This is a genomic window from Candidatus Trichorickettsia mobilis, assembly GCF_034366785.1.
Taxonomy (GTDB): Bacteria; Pseudomonadota; Alphaproteobacteria; order Rickettsiales; family Rickettsiaceae; genus Trichorickettsia; species Trichorickettsia mobilis_A.
In genome coordinates this window covers 160,257-181,789 of sequence record NZ_CP112932.1, presented here as the reverse complement: position 1 = coordinate 181,789, position 21,533 = coordinate 160,257, and the positions used below count along the sequence as shown (strand labels likewise).

At 33.7% G+C, this 21,533-nt stretch carries 16 protein-coding genes; 6 read left to right on the top strand and 10 right to left on the bottom strand.

Annotated elements, in window-relative coordinates; genetic code table 11:
* The first annotated feature begins 1 nt into the window (after position 1).
* Together Trichorick_RS00830 and Trichorick_RS00825 are read left to right on the top strand one after the other, a co-directional pair.
* Positions 2 to 1,216: a dicarboxylate/amino acid:cation symporter gene (locus Trichorick_RS00830; RefSeq protein WP_323738384.1), complete on the top strand. Its 1,215-nt coding sequence runs from the start codon at positions 2 to 4 to the stop codon at positions 1,214 to 1,216.
* Positions 1,217 to 1,228: 12 nt separating this feature from the next.
* Positions 1,229 to 1,660 carry a universal stress protein gene (locus tag Trichorick_RS00825; RefSeq protein WP_323738383.1) on the top strand — a complete coding sequence of 144 codons (432 nt, stop codon included), beginning with the start codon at positions 1,229 to 1,231 and terminating at the stop codon, positions 1,658 to 1,660.
* Positions 1,661 to 1,677: 17 nt separating this feature from the next.
* Here the strand turns inward: Trichorick_RS00825 and era are convergent, their stop codons facing one another.
* The 3 genes from era to lepA form a co-directional block, all read right to left on the bottom strand.
* The gene (gene era / locus Trichorick_RS00820) at positions 1,678 to 2,586 is read right to left on the bottom strand and encodes a GTPase Era (RefSeq protein WP_323738382.1); all 909 of its coding nucleotides are present in this window, start codon (positions 2,584 to 2,586) and stop codon (positions 1,678 to 1,680) included.
* Positions 2,587 to 2,605: 19 nt separating this feature from the next.
* Complete coding sequence (locus tag Trichorick_RS00815; RefSeq protein WP_323738381.1) at positions 2,606 to 2,779, bottom strand: hypothetical protein; 174 nt, start codon at positions 2,777 to 2,779, stop codon at positions 2,606 to 2,608.
* Positions 2,780 to 3,054: 275 nt separating this feature from the next.
* Positions 3,055 to 4,857 (bottom strand): translation elongation factor 4, encoded by a 1,803-nt coding sequence (gene lepA / locus Trichorick_RS00810; protein WP_323738380.1) that lies wholly within the window; start codon positions 4,855 to 4,857, stop codon positions 3,055 to 3,057.
* 112 nt (positions 4,858 to 4,969) lie between these two features.
* Between lepA and prfB the strand changes: the two genes are divergently transcribed.
* Positions 4,970 to 6,077, top strand: a protein-coding gene (gene prfB / locus Trichorick_RS00805; RefSeq protein ID WP_323738379.1) for a peptide chain release factor 2 whose coding sequence is annotated in 2 segments (ribosomal slippage) — positions 4,970 to 5,038 and positions 5,040 to 6,077 — 1,107 coding nt in all. Because the reading frame shifts where the segments join, the coding sequence is not laid out codon by codon here.
* Positions 6,078 to 6,247: 170 nt separating this feature from the next.
* On the top strand, positions 6,248 to 7,291 hold the full coding sequence (gene tsaD, locus Trichorick_RS00800) for a tRNA (adenosine(37)-N6)-threonylcarbamoyltransferase complex transferase subunit TsaD (RefSeq protein WP_323738378.1): 1,044 nt from the start codon (positions 6,248 to 6,250) through the stop codon (positions 7,289 to 7,291).
* A gap of 51 nt (positions 7,292 to 7,342) precedes the next feature.
* Here the strand turns inward: tsaD and Trichorick_RS00795 are convergent, their stop codons facing one another.
* The 3 genes from Trichorick_RS00795 to miaB form a co-directional block, all read right to left on the bottom strand.
* Positions 7,343 to 10,099 (bottom strand): hypothetical protein, encoded by a 2,757-nt coding sequence (locus Trichorick_RS00795; protein ID WP_323738377.1) that lies wholly within the window; start codon positions 10,097 to 10,099, stop codon positions 7,343 to 7,345.
* A 213-nt stretch (positions 10,100 to 10,312) separates the two neighbouring features.
* A complete protein-coding gene (locus Trichorick_RS00790; RefSeq protein ID WP_323738376.1) occupies positions 10,313 to 12,679 on the bottom strand; it encodes a penicillin-binding protein 1A in 2,367 nt (788 codons plus the stop codon).
* Between the two features lie 67 nt (positions 12,680 to 12,746).
* The gene (miaB, locus tag Trichorick_RS00785) at positions 12,747 to 14,084 is read right to left on the bottom strand and encodes a tRNA (N6-isopentenyl adenosine(37)-C2)-methylthiotransferase MiaB (protein ID WP_323738375.1); all 1,338 of its coding nucleotides are present in this window, start codon (positions 14,082 to 14,084) and stop codon (positions 12,747 to 12,749) included.
* 127 nt (positions 14,085 to 14,211) lie between these two features.
* Here miaB and Trichorick_RS00780 point away from each other — a divergent pair, with 127 nt between their 5' ends.
* A complete protein-coding gene (locus tag Trichorick_RS00780) occupies positions 14,212 to 15,132 on the top strand; it encodes a DMT family transporter (RefSeq protein ID WP_323738374.1) in 921 nt (306 codons plus the stop codon).
* A 186-nt stretch (positions 15,133 to 15,318) separates the two neighbouring features.
* Here the strand turns inward: Trichorick_RS00780 and Trichorick_RS00775 are convergent, their stop codons facing one another.
* The 4 genes from Trichorick_RS00775 to Trichorick_RS00760 form a co-directional block, all read right to left on the bottom strand.
* The gene (locus tag Trichorick_RS00775; RefSeq protein WP_323738373.1) at positions 15,319 to 15,978 is read right to left on the bottom strand and encodes a hypothetical protein; all 660 of its coding nucleotides are present in this window, start codon (positions 15,976 to 15,978) and stop codon (positions 15,319 to 15,321) included.
* 92 nt (positions 15,979 to 16,070) lie between these two features.
* Positions 16,071 to 17,639 (bottom strand): hypothetical protein, encoded by a 1,569-nt coding sequence (locus tag Trichorick_RS00770; protein ID WP_323738372.1) that lies wholly within the window; start codon positions 17,637 to 17,639, stop codon positions 16,071 to 16,073.
* The gene (locus Trichorick_RS00765; protein ID WP_323738371.1) at positions 17,626 to 18,021 is read right to left on the bottom strand and encodes a DUF2497 domain-containing protein; all 396 of its coding nucleotides are present in this window, start codon (positions 18,019 to 18,021) and stop codon (positions 17,626 to 17,628) included. Before Trichorick_RS00765 ends, Trichorick_RS00770 begins: the two co-directional genes overlap by 14 nt.
* 31 nt (positions 18,022 to 18,052) lie before the next feature.
* Positions 18,053 to 19,414: a TolC family protein gene (locus Trichorick_RS00760; RefSeq protein WP_323738370.1), complete on the bottom strand. Its 1,362-nt coding sequence runs from the start codon at positions 19,412 to 19,414 to the stop codon at positions 18,053 to 18,055.
* A gap of 300 nt (positions 19,415 to 19,714) precedes the next feature.
* On the opposite strand from Trichorick_RS00760, the gene Trichorick_RS00755 reads away from it, so the two are divergent.
* A complete protein-coding gene (locus Trichorick_RS00755) occupies positions 19,715 to 21,019 on the top strand; it encodes a hypothetical protein (RefSeq protein ID WP_323738369.1) in 1,305 nt (434 codons plus the stop codon).
* Positions 21,020 to 21,533 lie beyond the last annotated feature (514 nt).

Below are 21,533 nucleotides of genomic sequence, written 5' to 3'. Positions count from 1 at the left end.
TATGACATTAAAGCTTTGGCATAAAGTAATCTTAGGGATGATTGTTGGTATAGTATTTGGGTTGATTGCTCCTGGATACGTTTCGTACGTTAAGCCAATGGGGGATATTTTTTTGCGAATGATTTCGATGGTGATTGCGCCGTTGATTTTTTTTAGTCTGATCTCTGGTATTACCAGCATGAGTGACTCAAGTTCTCTCGGTAGAATAGGGATGAAAGCGGTAGTAGCGTTCTTAAGTACAACTTTTTTTGCAGTGTTATTTGGCATTACTGTAGCTTTAGTGATTAAGCCTGGCGATGGGGTACATATTGATTTTGGAGGAGTAGTGGGTAATGCAGAAGCAAAACCCTTTAATATGCTGGAAATGTTTGTAAATATGGTACCTAATAATGTTATTAAATCTTTTGCAGAAGGTAGTACATTACAAATAGTATTTTTTGCGATATTTACTGGTTTTACCATGAATATTATGGGGGCTAATGCTGGTGTTGTAAAAGTTAAGGATTTGTGCCACAGTATTTGTAAAATAGTATTAAAGATGATTTCATGCATCATGTTATTATCTCCATATGGTGCCTTTGCACTTACGGCCTGGGTAGTCGGTACTCAAGGTATAGGGGTAATGATTAGTCTATCAAAATTAGTAATGGCTGTAAGTATGGCCATGGTATGTCAATATTTGATATTTGGGGTACTGATATATGTTTGTTGTCGAATTTCACCATTACCTTTTTATAAAAAGAGTCTAGAATATCAAGCTATCGCTTTTTCAACTTCAAGTAGTAAAGCAACACTACCAACAACAATGCAAGTATGTAGAGAGCGTATGGGTGTGTCTGAATCGAGTACATCTTTTGTATTACCACTTGGAGCTTCGATTAATATGGACGGGTTTGCAATTAACCTTGGTTTATGTACTATATTCTTTGCTCAAATGATGGGTGTTGCTTTAGCGCCACATGATTATGTGGTGATTGTGATTACGGCAACGCTAGGTTCTATAGGCGGAGCCGGTATTCCAGGAGCATCGTTGATTATGTTACCTATGGTATTATCTTCAGTAAATTTACCAATAGAAGGTGTAGCTATTTTAGCAGGAATTGATAGAATACTGGATATGTTACGTACTACGATTAATATTACCGGTGATGCTACCATTACCTTAATTGTTGATCATAGTGAGGGTACTTTAGATAAACAAAAATATTTCTCATAAACCAGAGGATACATGTTCAGGAATATTGTAATACCTATAGATCTAGCAGATAAACAATCGGTTAAAGCTATATTGCCAGTGGCAATTAATTTTGTACAAGCTTTTAATGCAACATTAAATTTTGTTCATATTATTCCAGATTTTGGCATGAAAGTTATCGAAGATTATTTGCCTAAAAATTGGAGTAAAGATCAAAAGAAGAAGTACGAGGAGCAAATTCAAGCATTAATCCAGCAATATCTTCCACATGATATGAAAGTAAATTTTCGTGTTGATCGTGGAGCGGTTTATGATGAAGTAATTCAATATGCTAATGAAATTAAAGCTGATTTAATTATCGTGTCTGCAGTTAGACCTCAACTTAGAGATTATATGCTTGGACCCAATGCTTCTAAAATAGTAAGACATGCTAGCGTTTCGGTATTGGTAGTGCGAGAAGATTAAAAGAAAGTGTTCGCATATTACTTTTTATCTTTGGTAAGCTTAAGCCCCATATAATTATAAAATTCTGGCATATTTTCCCATAATTCTCTAACTTTTACGAATAGGAATAAATGTACTTTAGTCTCAAAAGATTTTTCCATTTCTAAACGTGCTAAAGTGCCAATTTCTTTAATTTTTGCACCATTTTTTCCAAGAATCATAATTTTATAATTTTCACGTGATACGACGATGATTTGTCGGATAGTGATGGTATTATTGTCTTCATTCCAGCTTTCAGTTTGAACGGTGAGATTATATGGCAACTCCTCACGTAAGGTTAAAAATAATTGCTCTCGAGTAATTTCTGAGGCCAGGAAACGCATAGGTTGAGTAGTAATATCATCTTGTTCGTACAACCATGGGGAAGGGGAAGCTATCATACATAAATGGTCTATTAGTTCCTGTACTCCGGTTCCAGATAAAGCTGATATCTTAAAAATTTCAGGATTATCAAAATGTTCTTTTAAATAATCTTCATTTTGAGATTTTTGTTTCTCTTTTACATCTATTTTATTTAGAAGAAAAATCGGTTTGATGTTTAGTGAGCGTAATTTTTCAAAGATTTCAAACATCCTTTGATCAAATACAGCTAAATTATCGATAATCAACAATACTAGATCAGCACCGTGAAGGCTAGACCAAGCACATCTTACCATTGCTCGCTCAAGTTGTCTTGATGGTTCAAAGATACCAGGAGTATCAAACAGAATAAGTTGAGTATCTTTGATAGTGACAATACCAGTAATCATTGAACGGGTAGTTTGAACTTTTGGAGTGACTATAGAAATTTTATGACCAATAATCTTATTCAGCAATGATGATTTACCAGCGTTAGGTTTGCCAATAATACAAACAGAGATACTTTTTTGCCTCTCTGATGATGTCATAATTTATTGCTTGTATTTATCATTCATTGATTCTGGTGATTTTAATAAGCTTAATTGATTCAATAATAGTTTGTTTTATTAAATAAGAGATGCTAATGAAAGTTATTCCAATACTGATGATAATAACAGCTTTAATCCAGTCAGCGCAATTAGCAAAAATGGTGATACAATTGTTAATAAAGTCATGTTCCATAATTCGGGCTCCTTTTTAAAATCTATGAATTGATGCCGGGAGCTCAAAAACCATGCCAAAACACACGCCCCTACTATCTTTATGCCAAAGGCACTATTATATAATAGTAGGACTCCCGACTAAGGAGTCCGTAACAATGGTTCGGAAAAACCAGTTTTGGCTTAAGGTGTTTTTGAGGTACCATGGTTTATAAAATAGCAAAATAGCTGTAATAATCAAGATTAAACTTATATATCTGTTATTTATATAATTCTATTAAAAATTTTTGAGATTGATCATTCATCACCAATTTTTAATGCCGCAATAAAAGCTGACTGAGGGATTTCAATATTACCAATATTGCGCATCCGTTTTTTACCAGCTTTTTGCTTATCAAGTAATTTTCGTTTACGGCTAATATCACCACCATAACATTTTGCTAAGACATCTTTACGTAGTGCTTTGACTGTCTCACGAGCAATAATTCTGCTGCCGATTGCTGCTTGAATGGCAATCTGAAATAGTTGTTGTGGGATTAAATCCCTAAGGCGCTTGCATAATTCACGACCACGACTCTCAGCACGTGAACGGTGAACAATAATAGCTAGAGCATCAACCGGTTCACTATTGACTAAAATTGATAATTTTATCAAATCACTCTCTGCATAACCATCTAGATGCCAGTCAAAGCTAGCGTAACCTTTGGAACAGCTTTTTAGGCGATCATAAAAATCATATACTATTTCATTTAATGGTAGCCTATATACGAGCATTGCTCTCGCGGCAACATAGGTTAATTCTACCTGTATACCTCTTTTATCAGTGCATAAAGCTAAGACTGCTCCTAAAAAACTATCAGGAACCATAATTGTTGCTTTAATCCATGGTTCCTCAATAGTCTCAATATTTTGTACTGGCGGTAAATCAGCTGGGTTATGAATCTCTAATATATTACCATCACGAAGATGTACTTTATATACTACGCTTGGAGCAGTAGTAATCATATCAAGATCAAATTCACGCTCTAATCTTTCTTGGATAATTTCCAGATGTAATAATCCTAAGAAACCACATCTAAAACCAAAACCAAGGGCAGTAGAAGTCTCTGGTTCAAATTCAAAACTTGCATCATTAAGCCGTAGTTTATTTAAAGAATCTTTAAGATACTCAAATTGTGAACTATCAGTTGGGTATAATCCACAAAAGACTACCGGCAAGTTAGGTTTAAAGCCAGGAAGAGCGCTAGTACAAGGATTTTTTTCATCAGTAATAGTGTCGCCTACCTTACAGTCAGCGACAGTTTTTATTGAAGCGGTGAAAAAACCTATTTCTCCAGCATGAAGTATATCAGATAAATGTTTCTTAGGAGTAAAATAGCCGACATTTTCAAGATTATAGACTGCATTAGTAGACATCATTATAATTCGGCTACCCTTACGTAGTACACCATCGACAATTCGAACTAGAATCACTACTCCAAGATAGGGGTCATACCAGCTATCAACTAGCAATGCTTTTAAACTTCCAGCAGAATTACCTTTAGGCGCCGGTAATCTGTTAACAATGGCTTCAAGTACTTCAACAATACCAATACCACTTTTTGCAGAAATCATTAGAGCATTACTAGCATCAATGCCAATTACATCTTCTATTTGTTGTTTTACTTGATCTGGTTCAGCTGCCGGCAAATCAATTTTATTAAGTACTGGAATAATTTCATGGTTATTATCGATAGCTTGATAAACATTGGCAAGAGTTTGTGCTTCTACACCTTGACTAGCATCAACTACTAATAGTGAACCTTCACAAGCTGCTAGAGACCTGCTAACTTCATACGCAAAATCAACATGACCAGGAGTATCCATGAGGTTAAGATAATAAATATTGCCATCTTTAGCTTTATAATGTAGGCGTACGGTTTGAGCTTTAATAGTAATGCCGCGTTCTTTTTCAATATCCATAGAGTCGAGTACTTGTTGACTCATTTCTCTTTGTGATAAACCGCCGCAATACTCAATTAATCTGTCAGCTAAGGTTGACTTGCCATGATCAATATGGGCAATAATTGAAAAATTTCTAATATAATTCTGATTAGTCATCGTGATTATTAATTTAAATATGATGATCATACAGTTAGAGTAGAAAAAATAAAAGTAGAGTTTTAAGGAACACCGATTTATACTAATTACTTTTCAGTTAGTGGAGTAAATAATGAGAGCAGAAATTGATAATTATTGCCATAAAATAGAGCAATCTTTAGCTTTACTACGGAGGTCACTTTGACTTTGATAATGCTAAGTTAAGACTTGCTGAATTACAAACATTGTCTGAGGATCAGAATTTATGGGAAGCTCCCGAACAGGCGCAGAAAATTCTCAAAGAAAAAAGTGAGCTGCAAGATAAACTAGGTGCTGTTGAGGGATTACAGGCGGATTTAACCAATAATCTGGAATTAGCACAATTGGCTACTGAAGAAAATGATGAGTCGGTATTAGATCAGGTACAACGAGAGTTGGAGCAATTAAGCATTGTCGCTGAAAAACTTGAAACAGCCTGTCTATTTTCTGGAGAAGCTGATGCTAATAATTGTTTTTTAGATATTAATGCCGGTGCAGGCGGTACTGAAAGTCATGATTGGGCTTCTATAATGATGAGAATGTATTTGCGTTTTGCAGAGCGCCTGGGTTTTAAGACAGATATTATTAACTTAATTGCTGGGGAAGAAGCCGGCATCAAGTCATGTACCATCAAAATTAATGGTCATCAGGCTTATGGTTGGTTTAAGACTGAATCAGGAGTGCATAGGTTAGTACGTATATCACCATTTAATGCCGCTGGAAAAAGAATGACTAGTTTTGCTTCATGCTGGGTCTATCCGGAGTTAGATGATGATATCTTAATTACTATCGATGAGAAGGATTTAAGGATTGATACTTATCGTTCCTCTGGAGCTGGTGGGCAGCATGTTAATACTACCGATTCTGCAGTACGAATTACTCATTTACCAACTAATATAGCCGTGCAGTGCCAAAGTGATCGATCACAGCATAAGAATAAAGCAGAAGCCTTTAAAATGCTTAGAGCTAAATTATACGAGTTAGAATTGCAAAAAAGAGCAGTTGCAGTAAATGCAACCAATGCCAGCAAAACTGAAATAGGGTGGGGGCATCAGATTAGATCATATGTTTTGCAACCTTACCAGATGGTTAAAGATCTACGAACAAATTATGAGACTTCTAATACTCAAGCTGTACTTGACGGTGATTTGGAAAAGTTTGTAGCGGCGAGTCTTGCTGCTAGTGTTGGTCATTTGAGGTAACAAATATTTATACTCAGTGAAAATTGAGAATTGCGTTGTCGTATCTAAATATCTGCGCTCCTCACATACTAAAGTATGCTGCGGTGCTCGAATTTGATACTCCTAGCACTTCTGCAATTTTGACCTTCGTCTATATTCTGACAATCACATATATTTCTCGGAGCATAAATTTGACAAAAATTCTTGGCATTGAATCCAGCTGTGATGATACTGGAGCCGCAGTAGTTGCTGCTCCACAACAAATTTTATCCAATATAGTAATTTCACAAAATAGTGAACATGCACCTTTTTGTGGTGTAGTACCAGAAATAGCGGCAAGAAAGCATCTACAAAATTTGGAATATGCGGTGCAAACGGCATTGGCAGAGGCAAAATTAGATATTGAGAATATTGATGCTATTGCTGCCACCTCTGGTCCTGGTTTAATTGGTGGCGTTATCGTCGGTTCAATGTTTGCTCGAGCTTTAGCCTCAAGTTTAAATAAACCGTTTATTGCGGTTAATCATTTGGAAGGACATGCGTTGACTGCACGCCTAAGTCATGGGATTCCATATCCTTATCTGTTGTTACTGGTTTCTGGAGGCCATTGTCAATTTGTAGCAGTTCATGCTTTGGGGCACTATAAAATTTTAGGTCAGACTATTGATGATGCTGTTGGAGAAGCATTTGATAAAGTGGCTAAGATGTTGGGATTACCATTTCCTGGCGGTCCTGAAATTGAAAAATTGGCTAAATTGGGTGATCCATATAAATATACCTTTCCAAAACCGATTATAAATCAGAATAATTGTGATATGTCCTTTTCAGGTTTAAAAACTGCAGTCCGGACGTTGTTATCTTCGCTTGATCTTCAAAATCAACAAACGATTAATGATTTAGCTGCAAGTTTTCAATATACTGTCGGTGAAATTTTATCTATTAAATTAATGAAAGCAATTACTCTTTATCAACAACTAACTAATTCACCGCCTACAAAAACTATTGTTATTGCTGGTGGAGTAGCTGCCAATCAGTATATTAACAATATTTTACGAGAAAGTGCTGCAACAGTAGATTATACACTAGTAGCACCACCGATAAAATTATGCACAGATAATGCTGCAATGATTGCTTATGCCGGGCTTGAAAGATTTAATGCCGGACTAACTAACGGTAAGGACTTTTGTCCGCGAGCAAGATGGAGTTTAGAGGAATTGAGTGAAGAGCGAAGCTAACCTCAAGTTTTACTTGAGGTTAGCGAAAGTAATTATGACAGAGTTTAATTATTAGAGTTGTTCCATAATATTCAGTTGACCTGATATATCTACAAACATTTCATTATATAGATCGCGGTGCCCTCCTATGGTTAGCATATCTAATAAACTCTGACCGATATCATTGTGAGGAGCAATAATCTCTTGCATATGATCTTGATTTTGAAATAAGACTAAGGCAATGGGGTCAAGTGCTTCATGTTGATTTACTAGCGATAGTTTCTGATATAATTGCATTAATGTTGTATTGCCCTGTAAATCTTGTTGTTGCCAGTGTATTTTAACATTAGGGTTGGTAATTAACATATCAGTGACTTGCGCAATTTCTGGCCCCTGAATTTTATTAAATAAATCGAAAACTACAGAAACTCCTTGTTCTCCAACTGAAGTTAAATCTAGTACTCCGTTTTGTACAATAAACTGCTCAAGTTGCATAACTGCGGTCCCAACATTTAATTGCTTGATCAGTTCAATGGTTGGGTCTTGCTTTGGTTGCTCAAATACCATTATCTTTAATTCTTCCAAATTCTGACGATTATCAACAATGTTTAATGCACCAGTACCACTTTGTGAAATATCTTTTAGCTTTATTTGATCTTGTTCAATTAAGAAAGAGTCAAATACTTCTTGAGTTATTAAGCCAGACGTTAACATTTCCTTATAAGCGATTTGATGTCCTTGATTTAAAATATCAAATAAAGTCTTACCTTCATTGTTATGGATATTTAATAACTGATTTGCAATATCAGCATTAATAGTTAAGATATATGCTATACTATCAAAAGCTTCTACTGTATTTGCTTCACATGCTTTTTGATATAGTTTCATTAACGCTGAATTTCCCAACATGTCTTGTAGCCCCCAATATATTTTGATATTTGGGTTAGAAGTTAATATTTCAATAAGTTGGGCAATCTCTGGCATTAAAGTTTTATTTAACAAGTCAAAGATAGCGTGACGGTCCTGTTCTCCTGGTAAAGTTAAATCTAAAAACTGATTTTCTTTAATGAATTGTTCAACTAACATTATAGTATTTGCACCATTTAACTGCTGAAGTAAAGCTTTGGTTGCCATTACCGCACCAAAATCAAACTCTACCTCTTCTTGCTTCATTGGTTGCTTGATGACTAATTCTTTAGTTTCTTCTTCGATAAAAAATTGCTTTGGCTTTTCGATAATTTCTATTACATCTACTTTTTCTGAAGTATCTATTAATTCTAGCTTCTGGGACTGATCAGATATTATTTCTAACTCCTCTTTTTTTTCACTTACTACTTGTTTTTTTTCAAAAATTATCTCTTGCTCCTGCTCTCCTAATTTTAATTTTTCTTCTATTATTTCTTCAGAGGATGCTTTTAAAATTTGGTAAAATATATTACTGTCTGGATCAGAATATTCATAATTTGCTACTACACCATTCATTAGGGTAAAAAATCCCTTGTAATCTTGGCTATACAGCGTTGTATTGCCTACCATCTCCTTAAATATTTTATTAAAAATACCTAATAATAATTCAGATTCCACTGAAAGCTCATGATCTTTAGCAGTCTTAATTTGTTCTTTATACCAATTGTTGGCAATATTTTTGATAGTAGCTTTAGAAAGACCTAGTTTTTCTAATTCCATAAATGCTTTGTTAGTTACGTCATTTAAGAATGCCTCATCACTAAATAGTTTTTCAAACGGCATCACTGGCCTGTATAAAACTATTTCATCTTTCTCAAGAGTCTGGTACATGTTTAATAATTGCCCCCAGAAACACCCTCCAAGTTCAGATAATTTTTGTACAAATAAATTTTGTAATCCAAGTTGCTTACTTTCTTGCCAGATATAAGCAAATTCTGTAGGAAAGATCCAAATATTATTATGCTCATTGTGCTGCCCAGTATCATTTTTAAGCATATTAAAATTCTGAAGCGCATCGATAGCAGAAATTTCTAGAGCGCCTTCTAGTAATTGGATAATATTATTTTCATTCTTATTAATGTTAATATATTGCTCAATCTCCGTTAAAGCATCTTTAATCTCCAATTCAGACATAGCATTATACTTGCCATGTAATTCTTGTTGCATATTCTTAATTGGTTGTTCATTAATTTGATTATGTACATTAGCAGTATCTAATTTAGCTGCAACAGGTACAAAAAGAGATTTTGGCTCACCAGAACCTAATTCACGTAGTTTAGTAAATATGGATATATCTATGATTTGATTTGCATCTAATTGCTTTTTAAAAACATCAATCAACTTTTCACCGGCATTATTGATTTGGTTAATTTTGAATAAAGATAACTTTTCCGCATTTACTGCTGAAATAAACGAGTTGACAATAATATGGTGATTAGGATTTTGTGCTAGAGCCAGCATTAAGCTATTACCATTTACATCAACATGTTGATTCCAATCAATGAAGTTCTTAGAAAAATTAGAAATCGTTAATAATTGATTTAATAATTCTTCTATTTCATTTGCTTGCGAAACGCTATATTTCTCATATAATTTACTGAACAAGCTTTTACCATTTTGGTCAGGAGTATTAAAATCAATGATCAAAGTTTTACTTGCAAAAATTTGATTGATTATTGCATCAAAAATTTGCTGTACTTCCATAGTTGATTTAGTGGTTAAGACGTGATCTATCAGTCTTTCACCTTTATATTCTATAGATAAATCTATAGGTTGATTAGATTGGAGAAAATTAGTAAATTCATCATGAGAAGTGATATCTATAATTGAATCTTCTTGCTGGAAATTGTAAATTTTTTTCATATACTCAATATTTTTATTAATTTATGTTAATAATAATATTTTGCAATCTAGAAGTCAATGATTTGTTTGAGTTTTAAAAAATTATTTATTTTTATTAAGATTTTGAGGTGATTGTTGTAAGTGTAAATAAGAGATAATCTTGAAATCAATAAATCAATAGAAATATTTAGAGTGTTTAATTTACTGATCCTAGCTATAGTTTATGAAAGAGGTCTAATATATTTCCTGAGATTGATCTTTAGTTGGTAAATTATGAAATACATCGTTATCTTCAATAGGAAAGTCAGGTAACTCATTGATAATATCGTGGATTTTAAAAGCTTCAGTAATGCTACCTGTGTTAGTCATAGGGAGACCGGTACGCTGGTCAATATTTACTAATCTTATTGATTCCGGTACTTTAAATGCCAATGTAGGAATGTCAGTATAAGCGTTTTCCATAAAATGAATGAAAATTGGTAAAGCTACACTAGATCCCGTTGCAGTTCGACCTAATGTTTTTGGGGTATCGTAACCAACATAAGTTCCGACTACGATTCGTGGAGTAAAGCCAATAAACCATGTATCCAGACTATCATTGGTAGTTCCTGTTTTACCAGCAATAATTTTACCAAGTTTTTTAGCTTTCCCGGCAGTACCTCTCTCAACCACACCTGTTAGCATTGAAGTGATTTGGTAGGCACTTGCTTCATCAGTAATTAAACGTGGTTCTTGAGATATGATAATTGGCGGTATACTGTCTTGTAAGTGCTGAATTGTACAACCTTCGCATTTTTCGGTATTGTTGCGATAAATTACCTTACCATTACGATCTTTAATTAATGCAATATATTTGGGCACCACTTTTTTACCAGAATTAGCAATAATTGCATATGCTATTGTCATTTTCTCCAATGTAGTTTCAATTGAGCCGAGTACCATGGAGTATACTTTTTTAGGTTCGTTATTAATGCCAAATCTTTTGATTATTTCGGCAACTTTATTGAGTCCTACAGTTTGTGCTACTCTTACTGTTACCAAATTCCTTGATTTTTCAAGACCAGTACGCATAGTAACCTCACCGAGAAAATCTCCTTTATAATTTTTAGGACGCCAGCTGGGCATACCTACACCTTGATTTATTTCAATAGGACCATCGGTAAAGATTTTATTTGGTTGAACATTATTTTCCAGAGCTGCTAAATAGACAAAAGTCTTGCTTAATGAACCTGGTTGACGTAGTGCTTGAGTGGCACGATCAAACTTACTGGTGCTGAAATCATAACCACCAAGAGATGCTAATACTTCGCCAGTAGTGGGGTTTAGCACTATAATGCCACCGTTTACCAGTGGAATCTGTCTTAAGCCATAAAGCTCATGATTATTTTTAATAGCTTCGACTATTATTACATCGCCTTTATTTAATAAAGATTTGGCTGATTTTAAATTAGATCCCGTCCATTGCATTTCTGTTAATGGAATAGTCGAAATTTTACTATTCTGAAGACCAATTTTCGCATGTTTATCTGAGACTTCTAAGACTACAGCTAATTCATATTCAAGCAGCGAAGGTGGCTTCTCCATTTTAGCTAATGCAGTTTGCCAGTGTTCAAGATTAATATTAGTTATTTTACCATGAAAACCATGTTTTCTATCATATTCTCTAATACCATGTCTTAGTGCTTGTTCAGCACAAGCCTGTATTTTAGTATCTAATGCTGTAATAATAGTGAGCCCACCTTTGTAGAAATCTTCTTTGCCAAATATTTGTACAGCTTCATCTCTTACTTTTTCAGCGTAATAGCCAGCAGTTACTGTTTCTGTACGATCACGTTTAACTAAAGTGATTGGTGATGCAATCGCTTCAAGCGCAGAGGCTTGAGTAATATAGCCGTCTTCTAACATTCTTGAGATCACATAATCTCGACGTTCTTTTGCTCTAGCATAATTTTTCTCCGGATTAAATGCTGACGGTGCTTTTGGTAGCCCGGCAAGTAATGCTGATTCACTTAAGTTTAATTCTTCAACTGATTTGTTAAAATAGCTTTGTGCTGCGGCAGCAACGCCATAAGCAGAATGACCAAGGTATAATTGATTTAAATAAAGTTCAAGAATTTGCTCCTTGGTGAATGTTTGTGAAATCATATAAGAAAGAATTGCTTCTTTTATTTTACGTTCTAATGAACGTTCTGGCGTTAATAAAAAGTTTTTAACTACTTGTTGGGTAATTGTAGATCCTCCCTCGACTCGACGATGTTGTAACATATTGGAGATATTGGTAATTGCAGCTCTAATAATGCCAAAAATATCAACTCCCGGATGAGTGAAAAAATTCTTGTCTTCTGCAGCAATAAAAGCTTCAATTAAAGAATGCGGAATGCTGCCAATCGGAACGAATACTCGATGCTCAACGGCATATTCTTCTATTAATTTTCCGTCGCGTGAATAAATTCTGGTTACAGAAGGTGGGTGATAATTTGCAAGCTGTGAGTAATCGGGCAGATCTTTGGAATAGTGATATACTATATATACTGCGACTGCTATAGCAACTAGGCTTAGCATAACCAATAATTTAAAATAAAAAGATAATAGTTTAAGCATTTATAATATTGTTATTCCGTAGCACTGGAACCTCATAAAAGGGTTTTAAATAATATTTCACAAAAATTTAACTAATATATTCTCCAGCTAAGCTACTTGGAAGTGCTTTGGTAATTTGAATATCTACTATTTTTCCGTATAAACTCTCATCTTGATTAGTGATGTGTACCGACTGCATATAAGGAGTTTTGCCAATAATTTGTTTGCTAAATTTGCCATCACGATCAAATAATACAGGCAGCACTTTGCCTACACATTGTTGGTTGAATGCTAATTGTTGAGCATTAATCTCTTGCTGTAAAATAGCTAATCTTTCAGCTTTGACAGACTCCGGTACTTGAGGTTTAATTGCTGCGGGTGTACCTGGTCTTGGGCTATATTTAAAAGAGTAGCATTGACCATATCTTACTTTTTTAACTAAATCCATAGTATCCGCAAAATCTTCTTCAGTTTCACCAGGAAACCCTACAATAAAATCAGAAGAAAATACTATGTCAGCACGTAGTTCACGCAAACGATTAATTATCGATAAGTAATAATTACGATCGTGCTTACGGTTCATCGCTTTTAATATTTTATCTGAACCTGATTGAATTGGTAAATGTAAGAAAGGCATTAATTTAGGTTCAGTTGCATGCAGCAAGATTAAATCTTCTGTCATATCAATCGGATGTGAAGTAGTGTAACGAATTCTTTTTAAAGACGGAATTTGTGCAATATGATTAATTAGATCAGCTAAACTACAAATATTATCATCTATACTGCGACCATGGTAAGCATTGACATTTTGGCCTAGTAAAGTTACTTCTTTTGCACCGGATGAAGCTAGTTGTAGTACTTCACGATAAATCTGAGCTACCGGGCGTGAAAATTCTGCTCCTCTAGTATATGGTACTACACAAAATGTACAAAATTTATCACAACCTTCCTGTACTGATACTATAGAACTAGCTCCTTGTACACTCATCTGCTCTGGTAGTTTGTCAAATTTTTCTTCCAAGATAAAATCTAACTCAATTACATTTTTTTCATGTCTTGCTATTTTTGTTAGTAATTCAGGTAAGGTATGATATGATTGTGGACCAACAACTATATCTACGTAAGGAGCTCTTTCAAAAATTTCATCACCTTCCGCTTGACCTACGCATCCAGCAACAGCAATAATTATATTGTTATTACTACTTTTCTTTTTTCGATCTTTTAATTTTTTAATACGTCCAAGTTCAGAATACATTTTTTCAGCAGCTTTTTCACGAATATGGCAAGTATTAAGAATCACCATATCTGCTGTTTCAATATCTTCTGTGGTTTGATAACCGAATGGTATTAATAAGTCTTGCATTCTGATGGAATCGTAGACATTCATTTGGCATCCGTAGGTTTTAATAAAGAGATTTTTACTCATTCCATTGCTATAATTATTAGTACGGCATATATTAAATAAACTATCATCATTGATCAACTATTATCCTGTATTAAATTTCTTAATATATTATAGTAAATATAAATAACATTTTTGTGGAGAATAAAATATGCAGCCTAACATAAAATGGTGGTATTATATTATTGCTTTAATCCCACCTTTTATGGGTTCTGTAAGTTATGTACTATCCAAATATGTAATAAATGACGAGGTTTCGCCTATCAGCTTATTGTTCTATAGATGGCTAGTTGCGCTTATCATTTTAACTCCTTTTGCCATTAAACATTTTCTTGCTGAAATTTCGAATGTATGGATTAATATTCGAATTTTATCTATTATTGCAATTTCTGGAGTAACGTTCTTTAATTTATTTGTTTATTATGCTCTGCAATATACTAGCTCTACTAATATTTCAATTATTGTCAGTGTTTTTCCGGTATTAGTATTGGTTTTTGGAATAATTATAAGTAAAGAAAAGCCAAAAAAGTTACAAATTTATTCAATTATATTTTCCTTTGTTGGTGTTGTAATTATTGTTATTCATGGACGTGTTTTATATGGTCTCTCTGAATTGTTTAACAATATAGGAGATTTTATAGCTCTTGCAGCGGCAATATGTTGGGCAATTTACGTATTTGCAGTCAAATTTAAGCCTAATAATTTAACTTTTCTTAGCTTTATATATGCTACCTTTGCTATAGGTACAATGTTGATTTTTCCTCTATATTTGATAGATGTGTTTTATTTTAAAAATATATTAGTATTAAACTTACAAAATATGAGTGTAATTTTTTGTTTAGGTTTTTGTGTCTCAATTATTGGAATGTTATCATTGAATCTTAGTATATTAAAGATTGGAGCAAATCTTTCTGCGATATTATTTTATTCAGCTCCATTATTTACAGCTATTATGGCAGTGATGATTTTAGGAGAGCAATTTGAGTTTTTTCATCTGATAGGTATAATAACTATTCTCACTGGTATTAATTTACCTTTGATAACTCGGTTTTTTAACAATAAGAATCGATGATGATAGCTTAACCACTGAACTAAACTGATTTCAAGTTAAGCAGAAATTTAGAATTTACTATATTTGGGCTCCTTTTAAAACGTAACCATTGTAAGTTATTGGGATTGTAAATCACTTATGTATGTCATTCCCATATTTAGGAATGACATTTATTGGTGTATAATATAAACCTAGAACAATAATAATCTACTTTTTTTGTTGTAATTGATTTTCCATATTATCGACGGTATCTAAATTTTCTTGAAAACGATCTCGCAAGTATTCAATGCTTGATTTTGTATATTCAATGCTAAATTGAGCGATATTGTATTCTGGCATATCTCCCGCAAGTGAATTTAATTTTGAGCATATTGTTTCAAGAGTATTTAATTTTTGTGCAGTTGTCTCCAGCAACTCGATTCCTTCAACGCTACCTGGTAATATTCCGTATATGATTTCTTGCGCTTGTTTGTCTGTTATTTGTCCTAACTGACGCTGAAATGCACAGGTTGTTAACTGATTTTGCATAGTTTGCATGCTAGCAGTTGCGGTAGTTATATCTTTATAAATGTCAGCATATAATTTTTGTGCTTCAGCATAACTAACTTGAGCTTCTTGAAGATTTTTTTGGATATTACTTACTAGTAGCTGATCATGTAACTGATTGTAAGTTTTATATTGTTCATGGATTTCTGGTAAGATTTGGTTTTCTTCGGCCTGATTACTACTTATTTTTACAACATCTTGTGGTAGAAGTTTTTTTTCTGCTGATTTTACTGAAATTTGCTGATCTTCTTTCTTACTTTTTGGAGAATTTAATTGTGCGGTTTGTGAGGTTTTAGGTTCTTCTACATAAGTTTTTTTCATAAGATCACTTACATTTAATTAATAACTTTATTAACTAAATATACACTTAATCTTATAGAATTGCAATAAAAATTAATACAATCTTTATCTTATTATCTTGCCCCACTTTTCCTTATTAACCTTGTGATGGCATCATTTTGTTGTTCTTCAGCTATAGTTAATGCAGTTTGATAATCAGTATTTAGTGCTTGAATATTAATACCACGCATTAATAAAAATTTAGTTAAAAAATAGCTATCTAATTCTGCTGTTTTATGCAATAAGGTATTACCATTTTCATCAGTATTTTGTAAAACATGGTAATTATCTAATAAAGTTCTTAAGGCAAATAAATTATTATGCTTAACATTATTAAATGCGTCAATGCGAGCGTCATCAATAGTTAACACAGGAGTAGTATTAAAGTAACTATCATAATTAAGTATAAAATTATCTATCGCTTCTCTTTCAATAGTACGATCATTTTTATCTTGAATTTGTTTCAATAACTTTGAATAGCTATAAAGATCCATTAATAATATCTTTGCTTCTTCAGAAAGTTCACCTAGAACTATATCATCATTTGGTAATAATAATACCTTCGTTTCATCATTAACAAATTTACTTTGCTCAAGGGTCAGCTCTTGGTTATCTATCACAATTTTTTCAATGGTTATTGGTTTTTTATCTAATATTGGGGTTTGTTGGGGTGCAGGTGCTTGATATTCTTCCTTATTTTTGCTTTTGAACCAACCTAAAATTGTATCGCGTGCTGATTTAGACTTATCAGAGGTAAGTGGAGGGGGAGATTGTAATTCGTCATTTTCATTAGCTATATTATTTGTTGCAGCTGGAGCTGCAGTTGTTGAATTGTCAGAAGATGGTGATGGTTGTGTATTTGATGATTCTAACGTATTAGATGGCTGTGCTGTAGTAGAAATATCTTTAGCTTGTTCTGCTATTGGTAGTTGAGTTATTGTAGAGTTGTCGCTTGGTGGTAAAGACGGAATTTTTAATTCTTCTGCATCAGGTTTGGTAGTTGCAGGCAGCTTATCAGTTTGAACATCCTTAGGTGAATTGGGTAGAGGTAAAGACTGAACATTAGATTGAGTAATTTCAGTTTTAGGCAAAGGTTGATTATTTTGATTATCGATTGTCGGTAACTGCGGTTGTGCTTGAGTTTGAGCATTAGCGGTATTTGTTGGTGGCAATGCCGGTAAGTCTACGGGTGGCAGAGACGGAATTTTTAATTCTTCTTTAGCTGTAGTTAAAGGTTTATTATTAACTGTGGCATTAGAAGATGTAGGGTTTTGTTCTAACTCAACCGACAATGGTTCTTCTTGTTCATTAGTATTCTTTTTACTGGACTTGGTTTTAATAGCACTTGTTTTTTTGCTGGTAATTCCTAAAAAATTTGTAATCTTTCTGAAAAAACCAGGAGCATCATCTTGTTGAGTATTAGCAGTGACTTTAGTAGTTTTTTGCTTTTGTTCATCTTTGTCTTGTTCTTCTAAGTTAGGTAGAGCAGGTAATTCTGGTAATTTTAAGCTTTCTCCAGCTATGGCATTAGTGCTAATTATTACAACCAAGATAATTAATTGTATAAGCATAATAGCTTTTATATCTAGTATGACAGTAGGTTTAATAAACTTGGGTGTAAGACAGAATTTATTCTTTATCATCAGGAATTAATCTCCTAATTTCCTTTTCTACCAATTCTTGCACAAGTTTCGGTAAATTTTCATCTAACCATTTTTTTAACTGTGGTCTCATCATTTCTACAACTAATTCTTCAATAGTAGTGACTTTAGGTCTTTTATTTTCTTGTACGACTACTTTGGCAGTTTTAGCAAATTGCTTAAAAGTGTTAGTCGTATCACGAGCTGAGTTTTCTGAAATTAATTTATCTTGTGTACTGCTCTCTATGGAAGTAGGAGCTATTTCTTCTTTTTGAGTATCTATTACTTCAGTTAACTCTAGTACATCGTCTGCTGATAATTTATTGGTATTATTATGATCATCAATTATTCCTCTAATTGATTTAATGATTTCTTCAACTGACATTCCATGGTTTCTCTGTTCCTTACTACTCACTTTAGAATCCTATAATCTTCATCTTAGCTTTCTTAAATTCTTGCTCAGGCTCAAAGTAAGTTACCTTTAATTTTAGACTCTTTGCAGTTAACTGTCCAATTAAAGCTTTCATTTGATATGCAGCTAAGACATATTGCTTATATGCTGCAACTTTATCTGTTTTTGCTTTATTTAGCCTATCTTCTGCATTTAATACGTCTAATATTGATTTGGAGCCTACCTTTTCTTCTTCGATAGTGCCATCATAGGAAATTTGTGCTGCTTCAACTCCTTGTGTCGTTGCGGTAATTTTAGATTTTGCTGCAACAAAATTTTCCCAACTACTAACACAATTAGAATTATTTTGTTTCAATAAGTCGTCTAATTGCAGCACTGTATTACGAGTACTATTTTTTGCTTGACGTATTCTGGAATAGTCTGCTCCTCCTTTAGTAAAAAGTGGAATTTGTACTGATACACTGGAAGTAACGCTTTTAGAATTAGCAGTTGCACTATTGAAAAGGCCAGCAGGAGTTTCTGGATCATATAAAGTTTTTCCGGTTTGTACTTGAAAATTTACTTGTGGCAATAGCGTAGATTTAGCAACAGTTTCATTGGCTTTAGCAGCATTTATAGTATGTCTAACTTGATCTATACTAGGGTTTGCAGCCAATGATCTTTTTGACAACTCATCAAATGTGCTTGGTAAGCCTTCTGGTATGGTTGGCATATTAGTATTTACAGGTTCAGTACCAAACATTTTGATAAAATTTGCTTTAAGTGATTGTAAATTAGCATATGAGGTTAGCATATTAGTTTCAGCTACTGCCAGACCTGCTTTAGCGCCGGCTAATTCAGTTTCTGTTGATTCTCCAACTTTTAGCCTTTCGGTTACGGCTTCTAATTGCTTTTTATTAGAATTAACGCTAGATTCAGATACTTTATATAGCTCCTGTGCTTCTACATAGTTTAAATATGCCTGAATAGCATCAAGTAAAGTTTGCTGTTCAGAGGCGTAATATTTACCACGTGAGGCTTTGAATGCAGATTGTGCCGCTTTCAACCCAGCCACTCCACTACCACCGCTGAAGATTGATTGTGTTACGGTAAGATTATTTTGCAAAGTTTTGCGTTCTGAGGCGTTAGTAGCAAATTGCCCAATATTTTTACTTTTATTGTTGCTTGAATTTACTGAAGCAGAAACATCTGGTAAAAATCCAGCTAAAGCCTGAGGAAACTGTTCAATTTCATTGATAAAAGTACGTCTACTTATTTTAAATGCGTCATTATTATTATAGGCACTAGTCATTGCTTCTTGTAAATCAAGAGCTAGAGCCGATAGGTTAACAAATATTATCACAATTGCAGCAATAAATTTAAGCATAATAAACTGAATATTTGGGTTATGTTTAGTGAAATCTTGCCAAAATTTAATCTTTTGGCGTTAATAAGAAAACCTTCAAGAAACCTTTAAGGATCTTAAGAAATTATATATACCCTTCAATCTTAAGAAAAAAAAGCTTTATTCGCAATCTATATAATAATTTATTACTATAAACACATTATTATATGTGATAAAGCAGGCACGTATCGTTATAAGATATACTGTTTGTTTGAATAAAAATTATATCAAAAGTGAATATAATTTTCTAAGATTGATAGGAAACTTTGAGGAACTCCAAATATGCCAAAAGAAAAAGATCAATTTTTAAAGTTAACCCCATTAGAACAAATAGAGAATTTAACCAGCTCAACTCCTGAATTGGTCAAACTAATTTCGAAAGACACTAAAGATTTAACCACAGCTGAGGCTAGATCATTATATGATTTAAAGATATTAGATGGTCAGGCAACTGATGTGGGCATAAAATTAGTTACTAATCTCGATAACATAAAAAGAGAGGGTTTTGAAGATTTTGCTGAAAAATTATCAGAAGAATCTCAAGAAGTACAAGAAGGTGCTAAGAAGATTTATCATAATACAATTACAGCAAGTATCAATAGCGCTTCAGATGATCTAAATAAAGGAATCAAAGAAAAAAAGGGATTATTATTCAATGGTACTCTCGCATCATCCGCTGCAAAAGTTTTAGGTGGTATTTTAGAATTTGAGAAACAAATAGATGAAATTTTTCCGGGAGTTTCGCAAAAAATTATTAAAGCAGCTGGAAATGCCCTGGTAGGTTTGGTAAGTTCCTATTTTCCAGTAGTAGGGTTAGTGTTAAAGGCAACGGGAATTGTTGATAAAATTAGTAATTTTTTGGCTTGTGATAATCTAGAAAAAACAGTTGCTTCTTTGCAAGAAAGAGTGAGTGAGATCAAACAAAATAAAGAACTAGAACCGATTTATAATACAGCTAAGGAAGTTAATGAATTATCAAGTGCTGCTTCTATTCCAATAAAATCAGTAGTTAAATTAGGATTAAGTGCAGAAGCTTATAGTACTGTATCTATAGCAGTTAAACAAAATGAGAATGATAAAAAGTTTATTCAAGATATAGCTCAAATTGCCGAAAAAATGCCAAGCAATGAAAAAGAAACGCAAGAAATGTTAGGTTCGTTAAAAACAGGTTTATATAATACAATAGATAAGTATAACTTACCCAATGATTTGGTAAAATCTGCGCAACTAAAAATAGACAATAAAATGCTTGAAGTGGAAAAATCGTTAGATAAAACCACTGTTCCAGTAGCTGGTGTTTTTGCAAAAATAATGCATCAACAGGAATCATTAATAAAGACTCTAACTTTACACAAAGAATTACAAGCTGATTTTAATAAAATACCTCAAGGTAAAACAGTGGCAGATGCTATTGCTAAAGATATGGTGGGGTTGCTTAAAGGTATATTATTGTTTTCACCAGATAAACTATTGAAACAAGCTAAGGAATCATCAGTTGCAAAGATTCTAGGGTTAGATTTTAAGACTGAGGTAAGTCTTGACAAACAGGAAAAACAGTTGTCTCCACAAAATTTGAGCAAGAGCTAGAGTTTGATGCTGTAAAATTAATTATAGTCATTTTGCTATTAGCCTGTCACCATGAAATAAATTTATAACTGCTTAATGTCATCCCGAACACCTGAACGTCACCCCGAACTTGTTTCGGGATCTCATCAGGACTTCATGAGATCCCGAAACAAGTTCGGGGTGACGTTCAGGTGTTCGGGATGACATCAGGTATTCGGGATGACATTAGGCCGTTCTGGGGATAACCCCACAGCTGTTGAAAATTGGTGTAAGGCTTTTAGGAATATCATTGCGAGGAGCTTTAGCTCCGTGGCAACCCAGCCTTTGTACGCAATGCCTAGCTCTTTGGATTGATTTTGGATTCCTACGGCTCGCCCATGGCTCGCTCTGAATGACGACTTGTATGCGGTTTACATCAACTTTCGACAGCGTGGGGATGACCTCAGTGTGTTCGTGGTATAGCGTCGGTCAGTGAGCTTGTCTGAAATAAACTCAGGATGACAAGCATAAATTTAAATAATGATCGAAGCAAATT

Excerpts from the sequence above, each read along its gene's own strand:
- Trichorick_RS00755 (WP_323738369.1), top strand. The coding sequence starts at position 19,715 with ATGCCAAAAGAAAAAGATCAATTTTTAAAGTTAACCCCATTAGAACAA.
- Trichorick_RS00780 (WP_323738374.1), top strand. The coding sequence starts at position 14,212 with ATGCAGCCTAACATAAAATGGTGGTATTATATTATTGCTTTAATCCCA.
- miaB (WP_323738375.1), bottom strand. The coding sequence starts at position 14,084 with ATGAGTAAAAATCTCTTTATTAAAACCTACGGATGCCAAATGAATGTC.
- Trichorick_RS00825 (WP_323738383.1), top strand. The coding sequence starts at position 1,229 with ATGTTCAGGAATATTGTAATACCTATAGATCTAGCAGATAAACAATCG.
- lepA (WP_323738380.1), bottom strand. The coding sequence starts at position 4,857 with ATGACTAATCAGAATTATATTAGAAATTTTTCAATTATTGCCCATATT.
- era (WP_323738382.1), bottom strand. The coding sequence starts at position 2,586 with ATGACATCATCAGAGAGGCAAAAAAGTATCTCTGTTTGTATTATTGGC.
- Trichorick_RS00830 (WP_323738384.1), top strand. The coding sequence starts at position 2 with ATGACATTAAAGCTTTGGCATAAAGTAATCTTAGGGATGATTGTTGGT.
- Trichorick_RS00790 (WP_323738376.1), bottom strand. The coding sequence starts at position 12,679 with ATGCTTAAACTATTATCTTTTTATTTTAAATTATTGGTTATGCTAAGC.
- Trichorick_RS00770 (WP_323738372.1), bottom strand. The coding sequence starts at position 17,639 with ATGATAAAGAATAAATTCTGTCTTACACCCAAGTTTATTAAACCTACT.
- Trichorick_RS00775 (WP_323738373.1), bottom strand. The coding sequence starts at position 15,978 with ATGAAAAAAACTTATGTAGAAGAACCTAAAACCTCACAAACCGCACAA.
- Trichorick_RS00795 (WP_323738377.1), bottom strand. The coding sequence starts at position 10,099 with ATGAAAAAAATTTACAATTTCCAGCAAGAAGATTCAATTATAGATATC.
- Trichorick_RS00760 (WP_323738370.1), bottom strand. The coding sequence starts at position 19,414 with ATGCTTAAATTTATTGCTGCAATTGTGATAATATTTGTTAACCTATCG.
- Trichorick_RS00765 (WP_323738371.1), bottom strand. The coding sequence starts at position 18,021 with ATGTCAGTTGAAGAAATCATTAAATCAATTAGAGGAATAATTGATGAT.
- Trichorick_RS00815 (WP_323738381.1), bottom strand. The coding sequence starts at position 2,779 with ATGGAACATGACTTTATTAACAATTGTATCACCATTTTTGCTAATTGC.